Origin of the sequence: Corynebacterium tuscaniense (assembly GCF_008693065.1) — a bacterium.
Taxonomy (GTDB): Bacteria; Actinomycetota; Actinomycetes; order Mycobacteriales; family Mycobacteriaceae; genus Corynebacterium; species Corynebacterium tuscaniense.
This window is the reverse complement of sequence record NZ_VXKH01000001.1, coordinates 16,528-34,397: the sequence shown is the minus strand read 5'-3', so window position 1 is coordinate 34,397 and position 17,870 is coordinate 16,528. Positions and strand designations below refer to the sequence as shown.

The window sequence follows — 17,870 nt, the reverse complement described above, 5'->3', positions numbered from 1 at the left end:
GTTAATCCTCCTTAAAACCCACGCCAGCCAAGGCCGAACGGACTTCCTCACGGTCATCAAAGTGGTGTACTTCATCCCCGATGATCTGCCCCACCTCGTGGCCTTTACCCACGACAATGACAGCATCGCCAGGTTGTGCCCATGCCACGAGTTCCCGTATCGCCTCCGAACGTGAGCCGACCTCACGGACCTCAGTCCCTTGAACCTTCTCCGCGCCGGCCTTCACAGCCGCCCGGATCGTTGCTGGGTCCTCACTGCGAGGATTGTCATCAGTAATGATCACGAGGTCAGCGCGCCGTGCAGCCTCTTCACCCATGGGCGCCCGCTTCGACTGGTCGCGGTCACCTCCAGCCCCCACAACAACACCAATGCGGCCTGAGACCTGCTCACGCAACGTCGTTAATGCAGCGGCGATTGCGGCAGGCTTGTGCGCATAATCCACAACCGCGATGAACTCCTGTCCGCAGTTAATACGTTCCATACGTCCTGGAACCGCAGCCCCCTCAATACCCGAGAGGAATTTCTCCACATTTACACCAACAGCCTGTGCCAATGCAGCAGCCAGGGCAGCATTCGCAACATTGAACGCGCCCGGAAGTGGAAGGCGAAATTGGTGGACAGTGCCATTCAACTCAAGCTCCACATCCTGAGCACCAGAATCAGTGGTACTGATGAGCCGTGCAGAACAATCAACACCCGCCTGATTGCGCGTTCCCACGGTGATCACATTGTGTGCACGAGCAGCCATCTTCTCCCCCCACTCGTCATCAACGCAGATGACGGAGGCCTTCAAAGAAGCGTCGAAAAGCAATGCTTTTGCCTCAAAATAATCCTCCATCGTCGGGTGAAAATCAAGGTGGTCCTGCGAAAGATTAGTAAAGCCAGCAGCGGTGAACTGCGTCCCACCAACGCGCCCCAAGACGAGCGCATGGGAGGAGACTTCCATGACCACGTGTGTGACACCGCGAGTGACCATCTCTGCGAATAATTCTTGCAGTTTCGGTGCTTCCGGGGTGGTCAAAGAGGTTGGCACATCTTCGCCCATGATGCGAGTGCCCGTCGTGCCGATCAGGCCGACCTTCTTGTCTGCCGCCGTCAGACCCGCTTCAAGCATGTACGTTGTCGTCGTCTTACCCGACGTCCCCGTCACTCCCAGAACCGTGAGCTTGCTCGAAGGATTCCCATAAACGGCGGAAGCAACACGACCCAGAATCGGCCGCACGCTCTCCACAACAATCACGGGACGTATCTCCCCCGCATCCTGCAGAAGCGCCCAGCCCTCCTCATCGGTAAGGAAAGCTGAAGCTGCCGAATCATGCGCGAACATCGCCCCATGCGTGCGAGTTCCTGGCAAAGCCGCGAATATCGCGCCCGATCCCACAGCACGCGAATCAAGACTGATACCGCTGATCTCTACTGCGGCATCATTTTCAACGCGACCACCCGCAATCTGCGCGATGGTGTTGATGGATATGTGATTGCTCATTTTCTCTCCCCCTCTACTGAGCCTGAAGGACCATCAGCTCACCCGGGTCCCGGCTAGGTGAAATGTTTTCGCGTGCAATAAGCCAGCTAGCAATCTGGGTGAACACCGGCGCCGAAGATTGGCCACCAGCGCCACCCTCAAGTGGCCCACGCTCCGGATCATCAATCATGACAGCCACAACAAAACGTGGATCATCCGCTGGGGCAATGCCAGCAAAAGTAATCCAGTAATCCGAGTTCGAATACGCCCCCGTATCCGGGTTCACCTGCTGCGCAGTACCGGTCTTGCCTGACAGCTGGTAGCCCGGAATGTTGTTCCCCTGCGCCGTACCACTGTTAAAACCAGCTGGGTCTTCCTGGAACGGCGCACGGAACATGTTCACGATCGTGCGGGCCGTCTCCTCGCTGGCAACCCGGGTGCGACGAGGCTCCTCCTGCGGAATCTCCTCGCCCGTCGCGGATGTCACATGTTTGATGATACGGGGTTCAATCCGTTCACCACCATTAGCCAACGACTGATAAATACTTGCCAGCTGCAACGTCGTCATAGACATTCCCTGCCCAATCGGCAGGTTGGCAAACGTACCACCCGACCACTGCTCACGGGTAGGCACTAAACCAGCCGACTCATTAGGCAGCTCCACCCCTGTTGCCTGGCCAATGCCGAAGCGTTTCAAATAATCATCAAAGCGCTCCTCCCCCACGCGCTGCGCCAACATGAGCGTCCCCACGTTCGAGGACTTACCAAAAATACCCGTGGTGGTGTACGGAAGCACACCATGCTCCCACGCGTCAGCCACCGTCACGCCAGACATCTCAATCTGGCCGGGGACCTGGTGGACTTCATCCGGGGTTGTCAGGCCTTCTTCAATCGCCGCGGTGGCCGTAATGATCTTGGCCACGGAACCCGGCTCAAATGGATGCGAGATCGATGGGTTGTCAAAACTTCGCCCGTTCTTGAGTTGCTTTTCAAGGTCCCCATTCGGATCAATCGTGTCCGTATTAGCCATGGCCAGCACCTCGCCGGTAGCCGCATCCAGAACAACCGCCTCCGCACCCTTAGCCCGGGAGTTCTCCTTCGCCTGCTCCAATAACTGTTGAACGTATGCTTGCAAATCAAGATCAATCGTAAGGTCGATCTTCGCACCATTGACGGCCGGCACAACATCGCGCAACGTACCCGGTATCACCTGGCCATGCACAGAAACATCCTCCGTGGAGCGGCCATTAATACCAGTCAAGATGGAGTCGCTCGAAGCCTCAAGGCCGAACTGCCCCTGGCCATCCATGGACACCCGGCCAATAATGTTCTCCCCCACAGCACCGTTCGGATACTCGCGGATGTCCTGGTGATCAGCAGCAACACCGTGAAATCTCTCAGCCACCTCGGCCGCCACATCTGGATCCACATTGCGAACCAACACTTCATAGTCAGTCGAGGCATGCAGCTTCTCCAGAATATCCTTGGAGTTCACTTTCTGGGTTTTGACCTTGTTGTCGCCGTCTTTCTTGTCTTCTTCGTTGTCTTCCCCCTGACCAATCATGCGGGGAATCTCATTGGCCATTTGGCGGAGCATATCCTCCACGCGGGCGCCTTCCTGAGCTTCAGCCTCCGCGCGGGTAGCGCCTTCCTGGTACATCTCATTCCGCGCGTTTTCCCCCAGCTCACGCCGCAGAATCACCGGCGAGACAGTCAAAGAACGCGCCTGCATGGTGTACGCGAGCACATTGCCTTGCCTATCGACAATCTCTCCTCGCCGCGCAGGATCCACAAACGTGCGCGTCCGCTGGTCAGCAGCAACAGTTTGAAGCTGCGGCCCCCACTTCAGCTGCACCCAAGCAAGACGTCCAACAAGAACTAAAGCGACCACGAGAAACAACACGGTCAGCAGTTGAATGCGTTTAGCCGTGATGACTTTCTGTGGCTCACCACGTTGTTGGCGCCGCTGCGGGTCCATGCGTGTCACGGCGCAGGTCACCTACCTCTCAAATTTCAGGCTCAATCGCCCTTCATTTTGCCTGGCTCCCGCACACCAGAAGTTCACCGCCACACGGCGACGGGAAACAAATCGGATTACTGCACACCCGGCAAGGACTGCAGCACTGCAGGAGCAGGCAATGGAGAGAGGTTATCAGCAACATTATCGGTGGCGCTGCGGTCACTGGTTGCACGGTCCACACGAACAGTGTCACCGTTCACATCCACCACACGCAGGGTTTTTTCCGGATCAGCCGGACCAACCTCAGTTGCCTCACCATGGCTATTCACCGTGATGATGCCAGCCTGCGACGGTACAACCATTCCCTCCTGCCCTGCTTTGGCAGCAACTTCCGCAGCGGCACGAGAGTCTTCGACATCACGGTTCAGGGTTTCAATCTCATTCTTCAGCGCACGCTCTTCACTTTGCAGCTGCTGAATAGTGAATGTCTGCTGCGTGGACAACGCAGACAGTAACATAGCCCCAAAAATGCCCAGCAGCAGGAGCGGAAGCGACAGAATAGACATCCGCGAAAACTTCCGCTTCGTTTCCGTTGTGGTTACCCGGCGCCCACGCACCGACACGACCTGCTTCGACCCCAGCCGACTTGGCCGCGGGACATGCGGCGCAAAACGGGGCTTCGGCGGGGTGAGCGTAGTGCGTCCTCGTCCACGTTCGAGCAGTGCGGTGCCAGCGTAGCCTGCAGTGCGATCTTGGCTTGCTCCCATTGTCCTTGTTTCCTTCACAGAGCTCATCGTTGGTTCGGTTGGTTAGTTACTGATCTTTTCTATGGCCCGCACCCGGACCGGTGCCGCTCGCTTGTTTTGTTCTATTTCTTCTTCACTGGCTTTCTCCGCCCCATGGGTGACGGCCTTGAACTTGGCCTCCATCCCTGGCAGCTCAGTGGGAAGCCCGGGCGGGGTTTTAGAAGAAGTGAGCTCAGTAAACGCCTGCTTGACCAGTTTGTCCTCGTGGGATTGGTAGCTCATAAACACAGCACGCCCACCCGGACCGAGAGCCTCAGCCACCATGGGAAGAACGTTTTGCAGTGCATCAAGCTCACGATTTACTTCCACGCGCAACGCCTGGAAAGTTCGCTTCGCTGGATGCCCGCCCGTGCGCCGCGTCGCCGCTGGGATGACCCGGTACAACAGCTCAACCAAACGGCCGGACCGTGTGAACGGTTCCTTTTCACGTTCGGCCACCACTGCGGATGCGATCTTGCCGGCGAAACGCTCATCCCCATACGTCTTCAACACTCGCGCCAGATCCCCGTGCGAGTATGTATTCAGAACATCAGCTGCAGTGATCCCCTTGCTGGAATCCATCCGCATGTCCAAGGGCGCATCAACCTTGTATGCGAAACCGCGTTCAGCTTGGTCCAGCTGCATTGAAGAGACTCCGAGATCGAAGAAAGCACCTGCAAGCCCATGCTCCCGCGCTTTCTTTACAATCGCCCCTTCATCATGTGCCAGCGAATCTTCTAAGCAATCAAAACGACCTTGCACTGGCAGGAAACGATCCGAGAAAGGCGCAAGCCGTTCAGCGGCCTTGAGCAGTGCTTTCCCATCACGGTCAATTCCGATTACGGAAGCATGCGGGAAAATTTCCAAGAAGTATTCAGTGTGACCCCCGGCTCCTAGGGTGCCATCAACGATGACAGCGTTCGTACCGAAAGCTTCCACCGCGGGACGCAACAGCTCCCCCATGCGATCGCGCATTACAGGGACGTGCCCGTGGTTGACATGATGTGCCATGTTTGTTGCCACCGGGTCACCCCCTTCATTCGCGGCTTGTTGTTCACTTACGTGCACTCGCGGGGAACGTATAGAGCCCTACCCGGGGCGGTCATTCTGATATCGGGGAAGTACACCAGAACGACTCGCGCCCCGAGCAGAGGTCATACACGCTCTCCGCTAATCGCCCACTTTCTAAAGCAGGCCTGAGAGAATGTCGTCCTCATCAGCCGCAGAGAAAGCGGCTTCCGTATTTTCTTGGTATTTCGCCCAGGACTCGGCGTCCCAGATTTCCAAGAAATCCACTGAACCGATGACCACGCACTCCTTAGATAGTTGCGCGTAATCCCGGTGCGCCGGCGACAGCGTGATGCGACCAGATCCGTCGAGCGTCTGCTCATCCGCACTTGCCGCCAAGTTACGAATGAAGGCGCGCGCCTTCGGATTCGTGCGTGAAACCGCGGCTGCTTTACGTGCACGTGCCGCAAATTCCTCGCGGGGATAGACCGCCAAAGAATGGTCCTGCCCCTTGGTCACCATCAGCCCGTCCGCCAAACCCTCACGGAATTTAGCGGGCAACGTCAGGCGCCCTTTGTCATCCAGCTTTGGGGTGTAGGTGCCTAGAAACATCCGGCGCCCCACCTTTCTTGCTCGATGACTCCGGTTGTGAACTTTTATCCGCGAAAGGCCAGAAGTGCCCCACTAACCTCTCACTGCGCCCCACTTTAACCCACAATCCCCCACAAATTCCACTCTCACGTCAAACTTTCTTTCCACTTCCAGAAAAATACGAGGTCAAGAGGCATAAAAAATGTGGCAGACACGTCCGCATTTTTGAATAACAACCGTTAACTAGATTCTCTTAAATGCCAATTCTCCCCATCAGATCGCGCTCAACGCCGCGAACAAAACCATAAATTCCCAGGTGCCGTTTAAGGGTGGGTGATAGTGGGGGACATAGGTGGGAGAAAGTGGGCGCATAAAAAATCCCCGCCAAGAGGCGGGGATTGATGCGCTACTTACTGCCCTTCAAACCTGCGACGGAAGTTCTCCTCCATTCGAGAACTCATGCCACCGCGCTGCGAAGGATGCTTGGCGCGGCCCGTCTGGCGTGCGTTCGGTTCAGCTGGAGTGTGGAGGGCCCAGACGCCACCAGCAAACATGACAACGAAGCCAATAATGCTCAAGCTCACAAACCACAGACTTTGAGCCGCCAAAGCCACGCCCCCAATAAGAAGGCACAACCCCAGCACAATGAGAGCCACAGAGCGCATTGTTAAGCGCCCGGATTCAGGACCACCCTGGAAGCGAGACGCGGAAGCAACGGATGCCCCAAACTTCGGGTCATCCGCAAGGAGCGACTCCTCAATCTCGCGGAGCTGCTGCTGTTCTTGCTCAGAAAGGGCCACGATTCCTCCAGCCGTGCACTCGATGTCCACTTTGAGGATATAACGATTCAGTGGGCAGGTTTGTTCCTCAGGATAACAGTACCGCCCGAAAAACGCCCCTAAGCTGCAGCCATACCGTCCCCCACACCGGTGACTTCTGCGTAAAAATCCGCAGCATCAGCAACAAGCGCAGTCGCTTTCACAGGATTCGGGCGAAGCTCAATACCCGATGCAACCCGGCCACGCAGTGCGGAGTATCCACTAAAAACATCAGCCCACACCTCGCCCCGGGCGCCAGTAATGCGCAGCTTGTCCCAAGCGCTCGTAGGCAGCCTCTTGCGCTTGGCCACGGCTGCTGATTCCGAGATAGCAGCGCCCGCGGTACGCAAAGCGGCGCGATAAGCACTTTCAATTGCAAGGTCATACTCACCACGAGCGATGCGCAATTGGGCATCCGCGAGAAGTTCCCGTGCAGAATCAAGAAACGCTTCATACTGGGTTACCCGTGGAACCGTGCCACAAGTAGCACCTGTCGTGGCAGAAATAATGCTGTTCATCTTTAACACCTCACTGTGATCTGCTTTGTTGCCCTCACATTAGAAAACCCGTGCGACACCCCTTCTCACATGTTCGAACACTTGTTCTAGGTTATGCATTTTTACGCCGCTCAGGGTCGCGTCATGGTTCGATGGTGACGTGCCTATGACATTCCGCCACCTCACTGCACCACAGTTCACTGAGTCGGTGCCGGAACTCGTGGATCTCTACATCGCAGCCATGAAGTATCCGCCTGCAATACGTGAGCAGCGCATCGCTGTGTGGCGCCGTGATGCCACCTCTCCCGGTTTTGTTGCTGTGACTGCTTATAAAAACGACACACTGGTTGGAATCGCCTATGGCTTCAAAGGCACACGTGACCGGTGGTGGGACCTCCAGCTAAGAAGAGGTTTATTTCAGCGGCAGGCGATGACACCTGCCATGATCACGGTGATACGGAACTACTTTGAGGTCGCCGAAATTCATGTCGCACCCGATCTGCAATGCAAGGGCACTGGCCGGAAACTCATGCACATGTTGCTGGAGAAAACCACGGAACCCTACGCTTTGCTGTCCACACCGGAGGTGCCAGGTGAGAATAATGCTGCGTTCGGGCTTTACCGCTCCCTCGGCTTCCTGGACGTTTTGCGCCATTTCACCTACGCCGGCGACAGTCGCCCCTTTGCCATCCTGGGCAGGAAACTGCCTCTGACCTGACTGCCCGCACCTAGCTGTAAAGTGAGCGGTATTGCTAACCGCCCGCAACTGGTTAAAGGAGCCATGTTTCGTGGAACAAACCCCTTCCGGTTCCGCCCCCACCCTCGATGATGTTCCGGCGGCGGTGGAACGCCAACTGAACGCATTTCTGAATCAGGTTTCCCCACCTGTTGCTGAGATCGGTGCCCCCGTTGCAAACGCCGTGGGCCTTTTGCGCGACTTTGTTCTGGGTGGTGGAAAACGCATTCGCCCGACTTTTGGCTGGGTTGGCTACACCGCTGCGGGAGGTTTGGAAAAGGGTGAGGAGGACCCCAGAGCTGTTCTGCGGGCTGTCAGTGCACTCGAGTTCATCCAGGCATGTGCGCTTATCCACGATGACATCATCGATGCTTCCGATACCCGGCGCGGCAACCCCACTGTTCACCGCGCAGCGGCAGCCAACCACCGGTCACAGGGATGGCACGGTGATGCGGAGGTCTTTGGGCAGAACGTGGCCATTCTCATTGGTGACCTTGCACTGGTGTGGGCAGATGACATGTGGCATGGCTCGGGACTGAGCACCGCTGCCCGGGACCGGGCGCATGAACCATGGCACGGGATGCGCAGTGAGGTTATCGGTGGCCAAATCCTAGATATTTCCTTGGAGGCAGCCGGCTCCGAAAGCGAGGAACTAGCTAACGCAGTCAATGTGTACAAGACCGCCGCGTACACCATTGAACGCCCACTGCACTTGGGTGCAGCCGTGGCTGGTGCCGATGAGACAACGATTACCGCGCTGCGTGGGTATGGTCGCGACGTCGGCGTGGCATATCAGCTCCGCGATGATCTGCTGGGGGTCTTCGGCGACCCAGAGGTCACCGGCAAGCCCGCCGGTGATGATTTGCGGGAGGGTAAGCGCACCGTTTTGTATTCCCTGGCTTTGCGGGCCGCGGACCAGACCGATCCGGTGGCGGCGGAGAAACTCCGCTCCGGAATCGGCGTGGTGCAGGACCCGAAGGATATCGCGGAGCTCGCGGCGATTATTGAGGGAACGGGGGCGGTGGAGGACGTCGAAAAGCGAATTGCGCATTTAACGGAAACCGGGCTTTCCTCCCTTAACCATGCGCAGCTGGACCACAATGCCGCGGAAGCCTTGAAGACAATGGCTGAAAAAGCCACTGCGCGACGTATGTAAAGGATTGTTCGTTGGCAGCTCGCTCTTGGATTATCCCGCTCGGTGTCGTGGGCTCAACGCTGATGATGCTGGGCTCTTTTGGCGCAGGCGCGACACGTAACCGGGGAGGCGTGCTAGACGCGCTCGGCTGGTCATCGTTGAGCTATGGCCACGCGCGCGGTCTCATGGACGTGGCACTGACAACAGGTGTATTCCTGCTGGTAGCCGCATGGGTATTGCTGGGTAGCGAACGTCGGGAGAAGGTTGTTCACACGGCACTGTGGGCATGGACAGCTCCTTTGATTCTTGCTGCGCCGCTCATGTCGCGCGATGTGTACTCCTACCTGATGCAGGGCGCGATGGTGCGCGATGGATTCGACCCGTACTCGGAAGGCGCTGCCGTCAACCCTGGCCCGTACTTGTTGGAGGTGTCTCACGACTGGCGCAACACCACAACGCCGTACGGCCCCCTTCATTTGTGGATCGGCGACGGGGTAACCACGCTGGTCGGCGATAATGTCACGGCCGGCCTCATCGTGTACAAACTCATCTCGCTCATGGGTTTTGCTGCCATCGCGCTCGCTGTCCCCCGCATCGCGGAGCACCTTGGCGGCAATCCCGCGCTCGCACTGTGGCTCGGTGTGGCTAACCCGGTGATGATCATTCACATGGTGGGGGGCATGCACAACGAATCCGTGATGGTCGGGCTCGTCTCCGTGGGGTTGCTGGCCTGCCTGCGCGGGCGTTTTGGCTTTGGTGTCGTACTCATCGGCGTGGCGGTATCGCTGAAGGCCACCGCAGCTATTGCGTTGCCTTTTGTCGTGTGGATGGTGCTGGCCCGATACGCACCGCAGGGCACTCCCCTTGCAAAACGATGTGGCGTGTTCTTCCTCGGCGGAGCTGTTACCGTGGGTTTGTCTGTTGCAGCCGTCGCCGCGGTGACGTGGGCGTCCGGAACATCGTGGGGCTGGTTGGCGCAGATCTCCGGCAACTCGAAGGTGGTCAACCCACTCTCAGGCGCCACGCTCATGGCCGATGCGGTCGCGCCGTTTATTCAGCTTGTCGACGAAACCTTTAGGTACAACACCATCCTCACCGGCGCCCGCACCGTCGGCTCCTTACTCATGCTTGCCGGATTGGTGGCGGTGTGGGCAATCTTCCGGCAGTCTGACCGCCGCGCGATCATGGGCATCACCCTGGCGTACCAAGTGGCCTTCCTGTTTAACGCCGTCACGCTGCCGTGGTACTTTGCCTCATCCCTCACGCTGGTAGGCACATTCAAGCCCCGGCCATGGCTGATCAAGCTCACGGTGGCAGCGTCCGTCGTGGTTGCCCTGTCCTTCATGGGAAGTGGTAACCACCGCTTCTACGACGGCTGGTGGATGCTGCTCACCGCCATTGCTGCGTGGTTAGCGGCTAGAAGGCCATTGCCTGAGCGCGCCGAATAACCTCACGCGCCCCATGCCCGTGAAGCGCATCTATCGGCCGGCCCGGCAAACTCTCATCAGCGGTGAAGAGGTAACCCAGGATCTCGTCCTGGGTGAAACCGCCGTCCAGTAACACGGTGATGGCGCCAGAGATGAATTTAGAAAGGCCCCCTTCTTCGTCGAGAAGCGTGGAAGGCACGACCTTCTTTCCTTCCTTCTTCCAGGACAGAAGCTTGCCCGCATTGACATAATCGTGCACTTTGGTCACGGGGACACCTAGCTGCTCCGCAACCTCGGGAAACGTCAAAAGTGACTCGCCAGCAAGCAGCGCATCCAGGTCGTAATTTTCTGTACTCACGGTGAACACTCTACGTCAGCTACCACTTCATTCCACCCGTGCGCCATACTTAGAAAACATGAGTGAACTTGAGTCCGGCCATGTGCTTGAAGGCCGGTACGTCATCGACCGCCCCATTGCTCGGGGCGGAATGTCTACCGTGTATCGCTGTTTAGACACACGCCTGGACCGCGAAGTAGCAGCCAAGGTCATGGACTCCCGCTACCTCGATGATGAGGTGTTTCTCAACCGTTTCTCCCGCGAAGCCCGGGCAATGGCGCAGCTCAGCCACCCCAACCTGGTGGGTGTGTATGATTTCTCCGCCGATGGTGAGGAAGTTTTCCTCATCATGGAACTCATCACTGGTGGCACCTTGCGCGAACTCCTCGCTGAACGCGGCCCCATGCCGCCACATGCAGCCGCGGCGGTCATGCGAGGCATGCTCACCGGACTTAGTGTCGCGCATAACCGAGGACTTGTTCACCGTGACATCAAACCCGACAACATTCTCATCGCCGGTGATCACACCGTAAAGTTGGCAGACTTCGGACTGGTGCGAGCCGCCAGCGAATCAAACCGCTCCACCGACCAGATCGTGGGCACCGTGGCCTACATCGCCCCTGAGCAGGTTGATGGCACACCTCTGAGCCTGGCCACGGACGTGTACTCCGCCGGCATTGTCCTCTTCGAATTACTCACCGGCACCGTGCCCTTCCACGGTGACACCCCACTTGCTCACGCTTTCGCGCGACTCCACTACGATGTACCGCCACCCAGCAGCCGCATCGCTGGAGTACCCAAGCTTTTCGACGAACTAACGGCCTCCGCCACCGCCCGCAACCCACGCAACCGTTTCACCGGTGCCCGTGAATTCCTCGACGCCATTGAGGATGTCTCGGCGAACCTGCGCCTGCCCCACTTCGTGGTCCCTCTGCCCACACAATCAGCCGCGCACCGAGTTGCTGCGATTCCCACGAGGATCACACACGTTGCGGAGCAAGTACCAGAAGTCCCGTCGGTTCCAACGAATCCTCCAGTTCCGAAGCGAGTTCCCGTGGCCCCTCCTCCACGCAAACCTCGCCCGATACCAAGACCGGAAACAAACAGATCCGGCTTCCGGCTCTTTCTCGCTTTACTCCTCATGACAGCAGCCACCACTGTCGTCGCCGTCGGTGGCTGGTGGTACGGATCCGGATTCTACGGGGAGCTCCCCGAACTCATCCGACCGGTGTTCTAGTTGCGGAGCATCTCCGCCACTAGGAACGCAAGCTCCAACGCCTGCTCAGTGTTCAAACGCGGATCACATGCGGATTCGTAGCGGCCCGGCAAATCAATATCCGTGATGTCCTGCGCGCCACCCAAGCATTCCGTGACGTGCTCACCCGTGAGCTCAATGTGGATACCGCCCGGGTGAGTACCCAGGTGACGGTGAACCTCGAAGAAGCCCTGAACCTCATCGATGATCTTGTCAAAGTGACGAGTCTTGTAACCATTCGAAGCCGTAAACGTGTTGCCGTGCATCGGGTCAGACTGCCAAATAACCTTATGGCCCTCACGCTCAACTGCCTGGACAATGCCCGGCAGGACATCGCGCACCTTATCGTGCCCCATGCGAGCCACAAAGGTCAGGCGCCCCGGCTGGCGGTTTGGATCCAACTTCTCGGCGTAACGGACAGCCTCCTCCGGTGTCACGGACGGGCCGAGCTTCAGACCAATCGGGTTATCAATAAGTGCGGCGAAATTAACGTGGAAGTCATCCAGGCCACGCGTGCGCTCACCAATCCAGAGCTGGTGTGCCGACAAGTCGTAGAGCTTCGTGTCACCGTTCTCATCCTTGGCCAGACGCAGCATCGCGCGCTCATAATCCACGAGCAGTGCTTCGTGGGAAGCGTAAATCTCCGAGGTACGCAGTTCACGGTCATTCACGCCACACGCATCCATGAAGTGCAGCGAACGGGTGATTTCACGGGACAGAGCCTCATACCGTGCACCAGCAGCGGAATTAGCCACAAACTCACGGTTCCACGCTTCCACCCGGTACAGGTCAGCCGTACCGGAGTTGGTCAGTGCGCGCACCAAGTTCATCGCAGCAGACGCGTTCGCGTACGCACGGATCATTCGCGCCGGATCATGCTCACGTGACTCCGGTGTTGGGTCCACACCATTAACAATGTCACCACGGTAATTGGGCAAGCCGTTCTCATCCAGATCAGATGAACGTGGCTTGGCATACTGGCCAGCAATGCGAGCCAACTTCACCACTGGGGTGGATGCACCGTACGTCAGCACAACCGCCATCTGCAGCAGCGTCTTAATGTTGGCGCGAATGTGAGGCTCGGTGTTGGACTCAAAAGTCTCAGCGCAGTCACCCCCCTGGAGCAAGAAGGCCTTACCCTCTGCAACCTCTGCCAGCTGCTTCTTCAACTTATGAATTTCCGGCGCCACAACAACCGGTGGCACAGATTCAAGGATCTTACGAACGTAAAGGGCAGCATTCTCATCCCAAGTGGGCTGCTGCTTCGCAGGGAGGTTCACAACCCCCTGGAACGATTCAAAAATATCGCCCGGCAAGGGAGGAAGATCAGGGAGTACTTCTTTGGGGATGTCTACTGTCCAGCTCATTCTATAAGTTCTAGCACGTCGCAGACGGTATGCCTATCTATTTAATACAAACCCTCGCCGATCGAGGGGAAGTGCACGCTGGCATGCTCGGAACTTGTGAAGATTGTGGCGCGCATCTACGAGCGCATCATGGTTATCTCTAGGTGTTCGTGGCAAGGACGGACGGCCCGCCATATCCCAGTACTGTTTCAGCTCCCGGGTGTAGCGTGGCAAATCCTTGGGAAGCTTGGTCATGTCCCCCCAGAGCTGTGCAAACACAACGTGGTCATAGGCGCCCACCCATGCCCACAGTTCCGGACGGTGCCCACCGAAAGTGAGAAATTCGAACACCTCATCCCGGATCTGACGCTGTGGTTTCCACACTGGGCTATCCAGATTAGGCAGCTTAGCTAGTACATTTTCCCGCACCCAACGATTTGCGCGCGCACCATCAAAATCGGTTGACACCGCGTAGTACTCTCGTCCATCCTCCGCAACGATGCCGATGGATACAAGAGTGATGGTGGCGCCATCCTCGATGAATTCTGTGTCGTAGAAGTACCGCACAAGAAGCCTTAGCTCAGCTGGTCCCCCGTAGGCTCAGTGCCTTTCGGGTAGCCCTTTCCTGCCTCGAGAGACTTCTTCACATCAGCTGCATACGCATCCACATAGGGGTAACCCGACAGCTCGACCAGTTGCTCCATGAAGAAGTCCGTGAACGGACGCCACACTGCCGGATCATGTGGTTCAAAGCCGTTATCGCGCGCCCATTGGTGGGGGTCCACCGGCTCACCAATTTTCACACGCACCTTGGTCGGGCGGGGGATCCAGGAGCCAATCGGGTTCGCGTCGCGGGTACCAATCATGGCTACCGGAATACACGGCATCCCGGATGCCATGGCAACACGAGCCATGCCGGTCTTCCCCTTGTAGATCCGCCCGTCCGGCGAGCGCGTGCCCTCTGGATAGATGCAGAACAGGTCACCGTTGTCGAAGACCTCTTGCGTCACTTTCAACAACGCCGAACCCGCGTCCTTCGATTCACGGTCAATGGGGACTTGCCCTACAGCCGTCATAAAAAACTTTTGTACAGCACCAGAGAAACCCGGGGATGTGAAGTACTCCTTCTTCGCCGGGTGAACCAGTTGACGCGGGCACACGAGCGGGAAATAGAAAGAATCCATCACAGCTTGGTGGTTAGACACCATGAGCGCCGGCGTGCCCTCCGGAGGGATATTGTCCAGCCCCTGGGTTTCGGGGCGGTTCCACAAACGCAGCCACGGCCCAATCAGGATGTACTTAAAGAACTTGTACCACTTGTTGTTCATATTTCCTCTACATCTGGTGTCGGGCCAAGTCAGCAACGCCGATCATACCTGCCTGCGAGCCCAAATCGGCCGTTTGAAGTGCCGGCAATGGCCGAAAGCCTGCACCTACCACTGAACGTGCCATCGTTTTCTGCGCTGTGTCTAGGAATAAATCCGCATCGCGGCTCACTCCCCCGCCTAGAACGATGAGCTCTGGATCCAAAACATCGCACACCAGGGAAAGGCCCTGCCCGAGCCACTGGGCAAAGTGATTCATGGTAGCTAATCCCAATGCGTCGCCCGTGCGCGCTGCAGCCACAACATCGTTGCCCGTCGCACGCTTGTCCACGGCCTTCCGGTACAGGCCACAGGATTCAAATCCTCCATTGGTGGCAATCGACACAGCGGTGTCTACCAGCGCTGTACCCGATGCGTAGCGCTCCAAGCAGCCTTGTTTACCGCACGAGCACGCACGTCCGCCCGGAACGACAGTTAGGTGACCAAACTCTGGAGCTGTGCCGAATGCACCGCGGTAGATCTCCCCGTTGTGCATGAGAGTCGCGCCGATTCCTGTGCCAATGGCGAATAACACCCACGTCTTCGCATCTTGTGCCGCCCCAAAGCGATACTCCCCCCAGGCCGCTGAATTCGCGTCATGCTCCAATCGCACGGGAAGCCGTAGTTCATCTTGCAGAATCTTCCTTACAGGCGCGTTGTCCTGCCAAGGAAGATGCGGGGCAAAGCGAACCACTTCGCACTCTGGGTCGAGGAATCCGGCGACGGCGAGACCCACAGAACCAATCGCACCGGAAGGGTATCGCTGGCGCAGGCGATCCACCATCCCCACGATTGCACTGCGGAGATCTTCAGAGGTGTGCGGGGTTGCCGTGGATTCAACAGCAAGGATGCGGCCGCCCTCATCGACGACACCGGCACGGGTGTTTGTGCCCCCGATATCGAACCCGATGGTCAGCTTTGCCTCAGACATAGGGCATTATTCTAGCCCCGCCCCTCGAAGAGTACGCTTTCGAGCCTGTCACCCAACGCTTGCCAGGAGAAAACTCCGCCGACATGTTCACGTCCGCTGAGGCCCATTGCTTGTCGACGTTCCCCGTCCCCCAACAACTCCACCACCGCTTCCGCAACCGCTTGAGTTCGTGTTCCATCGACAACAATGCCGGTCTCCGGCGTGACCGTTTCCGGCGCTCCACCAGAGGTGCCAGCAATGACTGGGACACCACACGCTTGCGCTTCCAAGTAGACAATGCCCAACCCTTCCACGTCCAACCCACCGCCGCGGGTGCGCGCCGGCATAGCCATGATGTCCGCCGCTGCAACAAGATCACGCATGCTTATGCGTGGCAGACGCCCAAGGAACGTCACTGCATCCCCCAACGGGTCTGCGAGCTGCTCAAGTTTCTTCCGGTAGGGCCCCTCCCCAATGACGGCAAGGCGTGCTTCGGGGAACCGCGCCTGCACAGTGCTCCACCCTCGGATGAGTTGATCTTGGCCTTTACGCGCAACGAGGCGGGAAGCCACGACGACGAGTGGTTCATCCCCATAGCCGAACTCACTACGCGTGCTCTTCTTTTCCTCAGCTGTTGCTGGCCGGAAAAACTCCGTGTCCACTCCGGAGGGCAAAGCGACATAGTCCGGGTGTGCACCAAACGCGGAGGCAAACCTCCTGCGGGTGTATTCGGATACATACGTAAGCGTGTCCGTCGTGTTTCCAATACGTCGCAGTATTCGCCGAGCAACAGGCAACATGGACCACCCCACCTCATGCCCGTGGGTGGTAGACACAATCCGCATAGCACCAGCCTTGCGCGCCGCCTGCGCTAGGAGCGCTAGTGGTGCCGCAGCACCAAACCACACAGTGTCAATCTGGTGTTCACGGATAATCCGCTTCATCTCCCGCGCCGTCGCCAACGTAGGAAGCATGATTTTACGAGGCCAGCGGTGAATGGTGTGATCCCGGGCAGCGTCGAAAAGCTGTGCAGCCTTCGTATCTTGCGTCGACGCGAACACGACGATGGAATCGCTCCCCCGTCGCGCGACAATCTCCGCGACGAACCGCTCCAAATACGACTGAATCCCGCCAACTGTCGGCGGGTAATCATTCGTAACCAGCAGAACCCGGCTAGTAGCGGACAGCACCCTGCACCGGCATTGAATTCAAGGGGACAACCTGAACCGGAATACCGTAATCCGACGCATGAACCACCTGGCCATTGCCAATGTACATGCCTACGTGCGTGATCCCCGGGTAGTAACCGATGATGTCCCCTGGCTGGAGCTCAGACATAGACACACGCGTTCCACCCGCAAGCTGGGCCTGGGAGGTACGCGGAATCGACTTGCCGTTCTGCGCGTACGACCACACCATCAAACCTGAGCAATCGAACTGATCCGGACCAGCTGCACCCCAGCCATAAGGCGAGCCCACCTTTGACAACGCCGCTGACACCACGCCCGAAGCATGAGCTGACTCGGGCACATTAACCGCAACTGGGCCATTCTTCGATTCCCAACGCGCGCGCTCCTCCGGAGTGAATCCATCAACCTTGGATTCAATCTCCTTGACCTTATTGTCCAAGTCCTCCCGCTCACGCTCAAGCTTGTCACGCTTGCCCTCGAGCTCGCTCTGACGGAAATCAGCAACTGCCACAGCAATATCGGCATCCGTTGCGCGGGATGCAGCAATCTCATTCAGGCGCTGAGACTCCTCCAACGTGCGCTGCGCTGAACGCGAAAGCGAACCAAGATAGGAAGAACGGTCAATCGCCTCTTGCGGGTTAGCCGACTGAAGTGCGTTCAAATGCGCATCATTGGACAGGTTGCGATACTGGGTTCTTGCGGTGCCGTCGACTTCACCCTGCGCACCGGAACGCGCCGTCTTAGCATCCTCAGCGTCACGGCGTGCATCCTCTGCCTCTCGGCGCAGAGAAGAAACCTCCTCCTCCCCCTTGGAGATCTCTTCCTCAATCTTCTTCACTTCCTCCGACTTAGCCGTAGCCTCCTCGGAGATAGAGCTGAGCTCATTAATTATCTGCTCAATCTCATCAGCCTGTGCGGGCACCGACAAGTGCACCGCCGAAAAGCCGGCAATGAGACCCGCCACAACCATCGGACGGAAACGGAAGGAAGCGTGACACATGCCCACTTAAAGCGACCTCTTTCTCGGACAGACCAAAGAGCCTGAA

At 57.8% G+C, this 17,870-nt stretch carries 18 protein-coding genes; 4 read left to right on the top strand and 14 right to left on the bottom strand.

Annotation, left to right across the window (positions count from 1 at the left end; translation table 11 throughout):
• Nucleotide 1: 1 nt before the first annotated feature.
• The 7 genes from F4V54_RS00170 to F4V54_RS00140 all read right to left on the bottom strand — a co-directional run bounded on the left by F4V54_RS00170 (nucleotide 2) and on the right by F4V54_RS00140 (nucleotide 7,145).
• Nucleotides 2-1,486, bottom strand: a complete 1,485-nt coding sequence (locus F4V54_RS00170; RefSeq protein WP_034661882.1) for a UDP-N-acetylmuramoyl-L-alanyl-D-glutamate--2,6-diaminopimelate ligase — start codon at nucleotides 1,484-1,486, stop codon at nucleotides 2-4.
• 13 nt (nucleotides 1,487-1,499) lie between these two features.
• A complete protein-coding gene (locus F4V54_RS00165; RefSeq protein WP_150385922.1) occupies nucleotides 1,500-3,443 on the bottom strand; it encodes a peptidoglycan D,D-transpeptidase FtsI family protein in 1,944 nt (647 codons plus the stop codon).
• A 116-nt stretch (nucleotides 3,444-3,559) separates the two neighbouring features.
• A complete protein-coding gene (gene ftsL / locus F4V54_RS00160; RefSeq protein WP_150385847.1) occupies nucleotides 3,560-4,192 on the bottom strand; it encodes a cell division protein FtsL in 633 nt (210 codons plus the stop codon).
• 42 nt (nucleotides 4,193-4,234) lie between these two features.
• Nucleotides 4,235-5,221 (bottom strand): 16S rRNA (cytosine(1402)-N(4))-methyltransferase RsmH, encoded by a 987-nt coding sequence (gene rsmH, locus F4V54_RS00155; protein ID WP_150385921.1) that lies wholly within the window; start codon nucleotides 5,219-5,221, stop codon nucleotides 4,235-4,237.
• 174 nt (nucleotides 5,222-5,395) lie between these two features.
• Nucleotides 5,396-5,830 (bottom strand): division/cell wall cluster transcriptional repressor MraZ, encoded by a 435-nt coding sequence (gene mraZ, locus F4V54_RS00150; protein ID WP_034661885.1) that lies wholly within the window; start codon nucleotides 5,828-5,830, stop codon nucleotides 5,396-5,398.
• Nucleotides 5,831-6,219: 389 nt separating this feature from the next.
• Nucleotides 6,220-6,609: a DUF3040 domain-containing protein gene (locus F4V54_RS00145; protein ID WP_034662052.1), complete on the bottom strand. Its 390-nt coding sequence runs from the start codon at nucleotides 6,607-6,609 to the stop codon at nucleotides 6,220-6,222.
• Nucleotides 6,610-6,707: 98 nt separating this feature from the next.
• Nucleotides 6,708-7,145, bottom strand: coding sequence for an SAV_6107 family HEPN domain-containing protein (locus F4V54_RS00140; protein ID WP_150385846.1), 438 nt, complete (start codon nucleotides 7,143-7,145; stop codon nucleotides 6,708-6,710).
• Nucleotides 7,146-7,290: 145 nt separating this feature from the next.
• Between F4V54_RS00140 and F4V54_RS00135 the strand changes: the two genes are divergently transcribed.
• The 3 genes from F4V54_RS00135 to F4V54_RS00125 all read left to right on the top strand — a co-directional run bounded on the left by F4V54_RS00135 (nucleotide 7,291) and on the right by F4V54_RS00125 (nucleotide 10,443).
• Entirely contained in the window at nucleotides 7,291-7,842 is a 552-nt protein-coding gene (locus F4V54_RS00135; RefSeq protein WP_150385920.1) for a GNAT family N-acetyltransferase, read from the top strand.
• 70 nt (nucleotides 7,843-7,912) lie between these two features.
• On the top strand, nucleotides 7,913-9,016 hold the full coding sequence (locus tag F4V54_RS00130) for a polyprenyl synthetase family protein (protein WP_150385845.1): 1,104 nt from the start codon (nucleotides 7,913-7,915) through the stop codon (nucleotides 9,014-9,016).
• An 11-nt stretch (nucleotides 9,017-9,027) separates the two neighbouring features.
• Nucleotides 9,028-10,443, top strand: coding sequence for an alpha-(1->6)-mannopyranosyltransferase A (locus tag F4V54_RS00125; protein WP_282958565.1), 1,416 nt, complete (start codon nucleotides 9,028-9,030; stop codon nucleotides 10,441-10,443).
• Here F4V54_RS00125 and F4V54_RS00120 read toward each other — a convergent pair.
• Nucleotides 10,412-10,789 (bottom strand): helix-turn-helix domain-containing protein, encoded by a 378-nt coding sequence (locus F4V54_RS00120; RefSeq protein WP_150385844.1) that lies wholly within the window; start codon nucleotides 10,787-10,789, stop codon nucleotides 10,412-10,414. The genes F4V54_RS00125 and F4V54_RS00120 overlap by 32 nt on opposite strands.
• A gap of 49 nt (nucleotides 10,790-10,838) precedes the next feature.
• Here F4V54_RS00120 and F4V54_RS00115 point away from each other — a divergent pair, with 49 nt between their 5' ends.
• The gene (locus F4V54_RS00115) at nucleotides 10,839-11,996 is read left to right on the top strand and encodes a protein kinase domain-containing protein (protein ID WP_150385843.1); all 1,158 of its coding nucleotides are present in this window, start codon (nucleotides 10,839-10,841) and stop codon (nucleotides 11,994-11,996) included.
• Here the strand turns inward: F4V54_RS00115 and F4V54_RS00110 are convergent.
• From F4V54_RS00110 to F4V54_RS00085, 6 genes are read right to left on the bottom strand one after another with little or no spacing between them, the layout of a single operon-like run.
• Nucleotides 11,993-13,381, bottom strand: a complete 1,389-nt coding sequence (locus F4V54_RS00110; RefSeq protein ID WP_034661904.1) for a class II 3-deoxy-7-phosphoheptulonate synthase — start codon at nucleotides 13,379-13,381, stop codon at nucleotides 11,993-11,995. The genes F4V54_RS00115 and F4V54_RS00110 overlap by 4 nt on opposite strands.
• Nucleotides 13,382-13,414: 33 nt before the next feature.
• Nucleotides 13,415-13,927, bottom strand: coding sequence for a polyadenylate-specific 3'-exoribonuclease AS (locus F4V54_RS00105; RefSeq protein ID WP_102723894.1), 513 nt, complete (start codon nucleotides 13,925-13,927; stop codon nucleotides 13,415-13,417).
• Nucleotides 13,928-13,935: 8 nt separating this feature from the next.
• A complete protein-coding gene (locus F4V54_RS00100) occupies nucleotides 13,936-14,688 on the bottom strand; it encodes a lysophospholipid acyltransferase family protein (protein ID WP_150385842.1) in 753 nt (250 codons plus the stop codon).
• A gap of 7 nt (nucleotides 14,689-14,695) precedes the next feature.
• Nucleotides 14,696-15,655, bottom strand: coding sequence for an ROK family protein (locus F4V54_RS00095; RefSeq protein WP_150385841.1), 960 nt, complete (start codon nucleotides 15,653-15,655; stop codon nucleotides 14,696-14,698).
• Nucleotides 15,656-15,666: 11 nt separating this feature from the next.
• Nucleotides 15,667-16,821, bottom strand: a complete 1,155-nt coding sequence (locus F4V54_RS00090; protein WP_102723932.1) for a glycosyltransferase family 4 protein — start codon at nucleotides 16,819-16,821, stop codon at nucleotides 15,667-15,669.
• The gene (locus F4V54_RS00085; protein ID WP_150385840.1) at nucleotides 16,808-17,824 is read right to left on the bottom strand and encodes a C40 family peptidase; all 1,017 of its coding nucleotides are present in this window, start codon (nucleotides 17,822-17,824) and stop codon (nucleotides 16,808-16,810) included. Before F4V54_RS00085 ends, F4V54_RS00090 begins: the two co-directional genes overlap by 14 nt.
• Nucleotides 17,825-17,870: the final 46 nt, after the last annotated feature.

Bases quoted from the DNA above. Each gene is read 5' to 3' on its own strand.
- F4V54_RS00170 (WP_034661882.1), bottom strand. From the start codon at position 1,486: ATGAGCAATCACATATCCATCAACACCATCGCGCAGATTGCGGGTGGT.
- F4V54_RS00165 (WP_150385922.1), bottom strand. From the start codon at position 3,443: ATGGACCCGCAGCGGCGCCAACAACGTGGTGAGCCACAGAAAGTCATC.
- ftsL (WP_150385847.1), bottom strand. From the start codon at position 4,192: ATGGGAGCAAGCCAAGATCGCACTGCAGGCTACGCTGGCACCGCACTG.
- rsmH (WP_150385921.1), bottom strand. From the start codon at position 5,221: ATGGCACATCATGTCAACCACGGGCACGTCCCTGTAATGCGCGATCGC.
- mraZ (WP_034661885.1), bottom strand. From the start codon at position 5,830: ATGTTTCTAGGCACCTACACCCCAAAGCTGGATGACAAAGGGCGCCTG.
- F4V54_RS00140 (WP_150385846.1), bottom strand. From the start codon at position 7,145: ATGAACAGCATTATTTCTGCCACGACAGGTGCTACTTGTGGCACGGTT.
- F4V54_RS00135 (WP_150385920.1), top strand. From the start codon at position 7,291: ATGACATTCCGCCACCTCACTGCACCACAGTTCACTGAGTCGGTGCCG.
- F4V54_RS00115 (WP_150385843.1), top strand. From the start codon at position 10,839: ATGAGTGAACTTGAGTCCGGCCATGTGCTTGAAGGCCGGTACGTCATC.
- F4V54_RS00110 (WP_034661904.1), bottom strand. From the start codon at position 13,381: ATGAGCTGGACAGTAGACATCCCCAAAGAAGTACTCCCTGATCTTCCT.
- F4V54_RS00100 (WP_150385842.1), bottom strand. From the start codon at position 14,688: ATGAACAACAAGTGGTACAAGTTCTTTAAGTACATCCTGATTGGGCCG.
- F4V54_RS00095 (WP_150385841.1), bottom strand. From the start codon at position 15,655: ATGTCTGAGGCAAAGCTGACCATCGGGTTCGATATCGGGGGCACAAAC.
- F4V54_RS00085 (WP_150385840.1), bottom strand. From the start codon at position 17,824: ATGTGTCACGCTTCCTTCCGTTTCCGTCCGATGGTTGTGGCGGGTCTC.